The organism is Micromonospora sp. KC606 (genome assembly GCF_004348675.1).
In the GTDB taxonomy this organism is placed as follows: Bacteria; Actinomycetota; Actinomycetes; order Mycobacteriales; family Micromonosporaceae; genus Micromonospora.
On sequence record NZ_SMKN01000283.1, the window covers coordinates 1 to 6,214 of the forward strand.

The 6,214-nt window shown below is 74.2% G+C and carries 7 protein-coding genes; 3 read left to right on the forward strand and 4 right to left on the reverse strand.

The genetic code is table 11. The features are described 5' to 3' along the window. Positions 1-147: 147 nt before the first annotated feature. The 3 genes from E1193_RS29180 to E1193_RS29190 all read left to right on the forward strand — a co-directional run bounded on the left by E1193_RS29180 (position 148) and on the right by E1193_RS29190 (position 3,274). Complete coding sequence (locus E1193_RS29180) at positions 148-375, forward strand: helix-turn-helix domain-containing protein (RefSeq protein WP_007462679.1); 228 nt, start codon at positions 148-150, stop codon at positions 373-375. A gap of 46 nt (positions 376-421) precedes the next feature. Further along, the gene (locus E1193_RS29185) at positions 422-1,189 is read left to right on the forward strand and encodes an enoyl-CoA hydratase/isomerase family protein (RefSeq protein WP_132186383.1); all 768 of its coding nucleotides are present in this window, start codon (positions 422-424) and stop codon (positions 1,187-1,189) included. A gap of 102 nt (positions 1,190-1,291) precedes the next feature. Continuing rightward, positions 1,292-3,274 (forward strand): ABC transporter ATP-binding protein, encoded by a 1,983-nt coding sequence (locus E1193_RS29190; protein WP_207922913.1) that lies wholly within the window; start codon positions 1,292-1,294, stop codon positions 3,272-3,274. 57 nt (positions 3,275-3,331) lie between these two features. On the opposite strand, the gene mug is transcribed toward E1193_RS29190, so the two are convergent. The 4 genes from mug to E1193_RS29210 all read right to left on the reverse strand — a co-directional run. Further along, positions 3,332-3,856, reverse strand: coding sequence for a G/U mismatch-specific DNA glycosylase (mug, locus tag E1193_RS29195; protein WP_207922914.1), 525 nt, complete (start codon positions 3,854-3,856; stop codon positions 3,332-3,334). 227 nt (positions 3,857-4,083) lie between these two features. Beyond that, positions 4,084-4,845 carry an SDR family oxidoreductase gene (locus E1193_RS29200; RefSeq protein WP_132186385.1) on the reverse strand — a complete coding sequence of 254 codons (762 nt, stop codon included), beginning with the start codon at positions 4,843-4,845 and terminating at the stop codon, positions 4,084-4,086. A gap of 43 nt (positions 4,846-4,888) precedes the next feature. Further along, the gene (locus tag E1193_RS29205; RefSeq protein WP_132186388.1) at positions 4,889-5,302 is read right to left on the reverse strand and encodes a hypothetical protein; all 414 of its coding nucleotides are present in this window, start codon (positions 5,300-5,302) and stop codon (positions 4,889-4,891) included. A 101-nt stretch (positions 5,303-5,403) separates the two neighbouring features. Next, positions 5,404-6,214, reverse strand: an 811-nt coding sequence (locus E1193_RS29210; RefSeq protein ID WP_132186386.1) for a DUF692 domain-containing protein, incomplete at its 5' end; no start/stop codon positions are given.

The following is a 6,214-nucleotide window of genomic DNA, read 5'->3' on the forward strand; positions in this document are numbered from 1 at the left end:
GGCGTGGGTGGGGTCACTCTATCGGGAAGCTGACATTGCATAGCGTGTCGGTTGGCGAAGAGTTGATATCTGGCGCATGATCGTTCGAGGCGGTCTAATAGGTGGGACCGTATCCGAACCGCACAGTCTGGGACGTGAGGAATCAGCATGGCAGCCACTGGCACAGCCACCAGCACTGAGAAGGGTCGCCGGATCGTCGGAGCCGAGCGTCAGACGCTCGCCAAGGACCTGGTAAAGCGGTACACCTCGGGCGAGAGCATCCGTGCTCTCGCGGCCTCGACCGGACGATCCTACGGGTTCATCCACCGGGTGCTCACCGAGTCCGGGGTGCAGCTGCGCCAGCGTGGCGGCGCCCGACGCCGCAAGAAGGCGTGACCCGCCCCGCAGTGTCGTCCATCAGCGTCGCGCTCCGGGCGGTCCGGTGACCGCAGAGACGACCGGGGTACGACTCGACTGCGACGGGCCGGTCGCGACGGTCACGTTGTGCCGGCCCGACGTGCTCAACGCACAGACCCCGGCGATGTGGCGCGCCATGCGCGACTTCTCGCGCGATCTGCCCGGCGACGTGCGTGTCGTCGTCGTGCGCGGCGAGGGGCGGGCGTTCTCCGCCGGCCTCGACCTGGCCGTGGCCGGCGCCTCGGGTCCCGGCTCCTTCGCCGAGTTGTCCACCCTGCCCGAGCAGGAGTGCGCGGACCGCATCGCCGAGTTCCAGCAGGGCTTCACCTGGCTGCACCGCCCCGACGTGATCTCGGTGGCGGCCGTCCAGGGGCACGCCATCGGCGCCGGCTTCCAGTTGGCCCTCGCCTGCGACCTGCGGGTGCTCGCCGAGGACGCCAAACTGTCCATGGCCGAGGTGACCCTCGGCCTGGTCCCCGACCTGGCCGGCACCAAGCGCCTCGTCGAACTGGTCGGATACTCCCGCGCGCTGGAGATGTGCGCGACCGGTCGGCGGCTGGCCGCCGCCGAGGCGGACCGGCTGGGCCTGGCCACCCTCGTCGTGCCCCCGGCCGAGCTGGACGGCGCCGTCCGGGACCTGACCGCCGGGCTGCTGTCGGCCAACCGGGACGCGGTGGTGGAGATCAAGGCGCTACTCGCGGGCGCGGCTGGTCGTACCCACGCCGAGCAGCAGCGCGCGGAGCGGGAGGCGCAGACCCGCCGACTGCGTGATCTCGCCGGACGGGGAGAATAGTAAGGACCGTTCCGGGTTACTGCCGAAGTTGTCGTAGTCGTCGGGAGAATCGGACCCGACAGCGCGGCACTCGCAGGACCGGAGGTGACGATGTCCAACCCGATGTCCGGCGGGGGCATGGCCAGTTGGAGCATGCTCCGGTCGATGCGCAGCCGCGACGAGGTCAGCACACACCGGCTCAAGCGCGGCACCGCCCGCCGGATCGTCGCGTTTGCCCAGCCCTACCGGCGAGACATCGTCGTCTTCCTGGTCACCGTGGTGATCGCCGCGATCATCGGGGTGGCCACCCCGGTGCTCGCCGGGGACGTCATCAACACCATCACCCGGGCCGGTCCGGACGCCGGCGGCACGGTGGTCCGGCTGGCCCTGGTCATCGCCGCCCTGGCGGTCGCCGACGCGCTCTTCTCCCTGGCGCAGCGGTGGTACTCGGCGCGGATCGGCGAGGGCATCATCCTCGACCTGCGCACCCGGGTCTACGACCACGTGCAGCGGATGCCGTTGCAGTTCTTCAGCCGCACCCAGACCGGTGCCCTGGTCAGCCGCCTCAACAACGACGTGATGGGCGCCCAGCGGGCGTTCACCTCGACGCTGTCCGGGGTGGTCAGCAACGTCATCCAGCTGGTCCTCACCGCCGCGGTGATGTTCACCCTCTCCTGGCAGATCACCACGCTGTCGCTGGTGCTACTGCCGATCTTCATCCTCCCGGCCCGCCGGGTCGGGCGGCGGCTGGCCGAGATCACCCGGGAGTCGTACAACCTCGACGCCAAGATGAACGCCACCATGACCGAACGGTTCGGTGTGGCCGGGGCGTTGCTGGTCAAGCTCTTCGGCTCGCCCGACGTGGAGGCCCGGCGCTTCGCCAGCCGCGCCGAACGGGTCCGGGACATCGGCATCCAGTCCGCGATGTACTCGCGGACGTTCTTCGTGGCGATGCTGCTGGTCGCCTCGCTGGCCCAGGCGCTGACCTACGGTCTGGGCGGCTGGCTGGCGGTCACCGGCGCGGTCAGCGCCGGCACCGTGGTCACCCTCGCGCTGCTGCTCACCCGCCTGTACGGCCCGCTGACCGCGCTGTCCAACGTCCGGGTGGACGTGATGAGCGCACTGGTCTCCTTCGACCGGGTCTTCGAGGTGCTCGACCTGCGTCCCGGCATCGAGGAGAAGCCGGACGCGTTGCCGGTGCCCCGGGGCGACGGCCGGGTCGAGTTCCGCGACGTCCGCTTCCGTTATCCGGCCGCAGCCGAGGTGTCCCTCGCCTCGCTGGAGGAGGTCGCCACCCTCGACCGCGCCGTCAACGAGCCGGTGCTCAGGGGCGTCTCGTTCACCGTCGAGCCGGGCCAGGTGGTGGCCCTGGTCGGCCCCTCCGGCGCGGGCAAGTCGACCCTGTCGATGCTGATCTCCCGGGTCTACGACGTCACCGACGGGGCGGTGCTGGTCGGCGGCGTCGACGTCCGCGACGCCACCCTCGCCTCGCTGCGCGACGAGGTCGGCGTCGTCACCCAGGACAGCCACCTCTTCCACGAGACGATCCGGGAGAACCTGCGGTACGCAAAGCCGGACGCCACCGACGACGAGATCTGGGCGGCCCTGGCGGGCGCTCAGGTCGCCGACCTGGTCCGAGCCCTGCCCGACGGGCTGGACACCACGGTCGGCGAGCGTGGCTACCGCTTCTCCGGCGGCGAGAAGCAGCGCATCGCCATCGCCCGGCTGCTGCTCAAGGCGCCGTCGATCGTCATCCTCGACGAGGCCACCGCCCACCTGGACTCGGAGAGCGAGGCGGCCGTACAGCGCGCGCTGTCGGTGGCGCTGACCGGGCGGACGGCGCTGGTCATCGCGCACCGGCTCTCCACGGTCCGGGACGCCGACCAGATTCTGGTCCTCGACGACGGGCGGATTGTCGAGCGCGGCCGGCACGACGAGTTGGTCGCCGTCGGCGGCCTCTATGCCGAGCTGTACCGCACCCAGTTCGCGGTCACCGACTCGCCGCCCCCTCACGTCGAGGGCCAGGTGCCCGAGCCGGTGGTCACCACCGTGCCGATGGGCACGTACGTCGCCCGCGAGCCCCTGCCGCCCGCCGCCGCCAACTAGCCGGTGGCGGGCCAGGCGCCTGCAACTACCCAGCTGCGGCGTTCCGTGCGCCGCCAACTACCCAGCGGCGGTGGCCGCGCGCAGCTCGCGGAAAGCGGCGCCGAGCGCCTCCGGGGTGAAGTGCGCGTTCAGCCCGCTCGGGTTGGGCAACACCCAGAGCCGGGCGCCGGCCAGCAGCTCCGGCTGCGGACCGAACCCGGCCTTCGGCCGGTCGAAGCCGATCCGGTAGGCGGTCACCCCGACCACCGCCACCCAGGCCGGCCGGTACCGCGCGATTTTGCCAACCAGGGTCTCCGCGCCGGCCACCAGCTCGGCGGCGGTCAGCTCGTCGGCACGGGCGCTGGCCCGGGCCACCATGTTGGTGATCCCCAGGCCGAGGCCGGGCAGCAGGCCCTGCTCGCTGGGATGCAGCTGGCGCGGGGTGAAGCCGCCCCGGTGCAGCGCCGGCCAGAAGCGGTTGCCGGGCCGGGCGAAGTGCCAGCCGGTGGCAGCCGACCAGAGGCCGGGGTTGATGCCGACGAAGAGCACGTCCACGCCGGGCGCGATGACGTCCGGGATGGTCCGGTCCGCCGCGGCGGCCAACTCCTCCCGCGTCGGCCGGCCGACCTGCCCCCGGACGCCGGGCCCGGGGCGGTCGAGATTCGCCGCGGACGGACGCCCGGTCGGTCGTGCGGTCGGCGAGGTCGGGTCGGCGACGGTCTGCTCTGTCGGCGTCGGACCCGGCCGGCGACCCTTGGGCCGGGAGCCCGACGGCGCGTCCGCCCGGCCCGGCCGGGGACCGGTGGGGTCGGGGGTGCGCCGAGGTGAAGTCACAGCCCGCGCAGGGCGCCGCCGTCGACCGGCACGGTCACCCCGGTGACGTAGCCGGCGGCTGGGGAGAGGAGAAACGCGGCCACCCGCCCGAACTCGGCCGGGTCGCCGATCCGGCGAAGCGGGATGCCGGCCTCCGCCTCGGCCCGGGCCGCCGCCGCGTCACCCGTGGCGGCGAAGAGTTCCCGGTTGCGGTCGGTCATGATGCGCCCGGGCAACAGCCCGAGCACCCGCACGCCCCGGGGTCCGTACTCGTCGGCCAGGTCCTTGGCCACCCCGGCCAGGCCGGGCCGCAGGCCGTTGGAGATACCGAGGCCGGGCACCGGGCTGCGGGCCGAGGTGGACAGCACCATCCCGATCGCGCCACCTTCGGTGAGCGCGGCGGCCACCGTGCGGGCCGTGCGGACGCTGCCCAGGAAGACCGTCTCGAACGACTGCCGCCACTGCGCGTCGTCGACCTGGGCGGCGGTGCCGCGCGGCGGCCCGCCGACCGAGACCAGCGCGCCGTCCAACCGGCCGAAGTGTTCCCGGGCGGCGGCGACCAACCGCTGCGGGGTGCCCGGGTCGGCGAGGTCGGCGGCGAGGCCGACGGCGTGCGCCGCACCGCCCAGCCGTTCGACCGCCTCGGTTACCCGCTCGGGTGCCCGCGCGGCGACGACCACCCGGGCACCGTCCGCGACGAGGCACTCGGCGGTGGCGAAACCCAGCCCACGGGAGGCGCCGGTCAGCACGTACACCCGGTCGGTGAGTCCGAGATCCATGCGGTCGATCCTGCCGTACGGGCGCGCCGGACGCACCCCGGCGTCAGCGGCGGGCGGCACGCACCAGCCGTACCCGACCGGCGACCTGGACCGCGACGGCGCCGCCGGCGCGGGCGACGGCCGGCAGCCGGCGGGGTCGCGGCGGGGTGCGGCCGTCGTAGCGGCCCGCCGCCTCGCGTTCGACGAGTTCCTCCGCGCCGAGGGCGGGTAGCCCGCCGCGGTCGCGCAGGGCGCGGGCCAGGTCCCAGCCGTCGCGCAGCGAGCCGCTGCCGGGTCGCCCGTCAGCCCACTCGTGAAAGGTGTCCCACCAGGCGTCGCCGAGACCGGCGGCGAGGCGCGGCCACTGTCGGGCGACCTCACCGGCACGCTTGCGTAGCAGTGCGAGCCGGGCGGCCGCCATCGGCCCGGCGGCGAAACCGGACGGCAGCTCACCCCCGGCGACCAGGGCCGCGACCAGCGCGGCCTGCCGCGCGGCGAGGTCCCCGGCCGGCTGTCGCGGCGGCTCGCCGACGGCCGGCGGCCCGGCGCCGACGTGCGCGGCCGGGTCGGCGGGGCCGCTCACGTGACCACCGGGTACCCGGAGGCGGCAGCCAGGGCGTCCAGCTCCGCGCGTAGCTGCGGCGCCGGCGGATAGCGGCCGTCGCGCTCCAGCAGCAGCGCCGGCGGCCGGCGCCGGGCACAGAGCGCGCCGACCAGGTCGAGCACCTCCGGCGGCACCGGGTCGGTGTGCGTGTCGTGGTAGTAGCCGTCCCGCTCGGCGCCGCCGGCCACGTGGACGTAGGCCACCCGGTCCAGCGGCAGCCGGTCCAACAGGGCGCCCGGGTCGCCGCCCCGGTTGCGGGCGTTGGCGTGCAGGTTGGCCACGTCGAGCAGCAGCGCCGCCCCGGTGGCGTCGAGGATCTCGGTGAGGAAGTCCGCCTCGTCCAGTTCGTCGTCCGGCCAGTCGAAGAGCGCGGCGATCGGTTCCAGCGCGAGCGGCACCGGCAGCTCGGCCTGTGCCCGCCGCACGTTCGCCACCACCGCGGCCACCGCCTCCCGGCTGCGGGGCACCGGCAGCAGATGCCCGGCCTCCAGGCCGCCGGCCCGGACGAACGCGATGTGTTCGCTGACCAGTGGCGCCCCGACCAGCTCCGCAACCCGCGCCAGGTGGGCGACCCGGGCCGGCTCGACCGGGGCCGCGCCGCCGAGGGAGAGCCGCACCCCGTGCGGTACGACGGTGACCCCGCGCTCCCGCAGGCCGGCGAGTCCAGGCGGGACGATGTCGTGCACCGCCTCGGCCACCACCTCGACGAAACGCAGCCCGGGCAGTTCGGCGACGAAACCGGAGATCTCCGGCCGCCAGCCGATGCCCACCCCGACAGGGCCGGTC

Bases quoted from the DNA above. Each gene is read 5' to 3' on its own strand.
- E1193_RS29180 (WP_007462679.1), top strand. From the start codon at position 148: ATGGCAGCCACTGGCACAGCCACCAGCACTGAGAAGGGTCGCCGGATC.
- E1193_RS29190 (WP_207922913.1), top strand. From the start codon at position 1,292: ATGTCCGGCGGGGGCATGGCCAGTTGGAGCATGCTCCGGTCGATGCGC.
- E1193_RS29200 (WP_132186385.1), bottom strand. From the start codon at position 4,845: ATGGATCTCGGACTCACCGACCGGGTGTACGTGCTGACCGGCGCCTCC.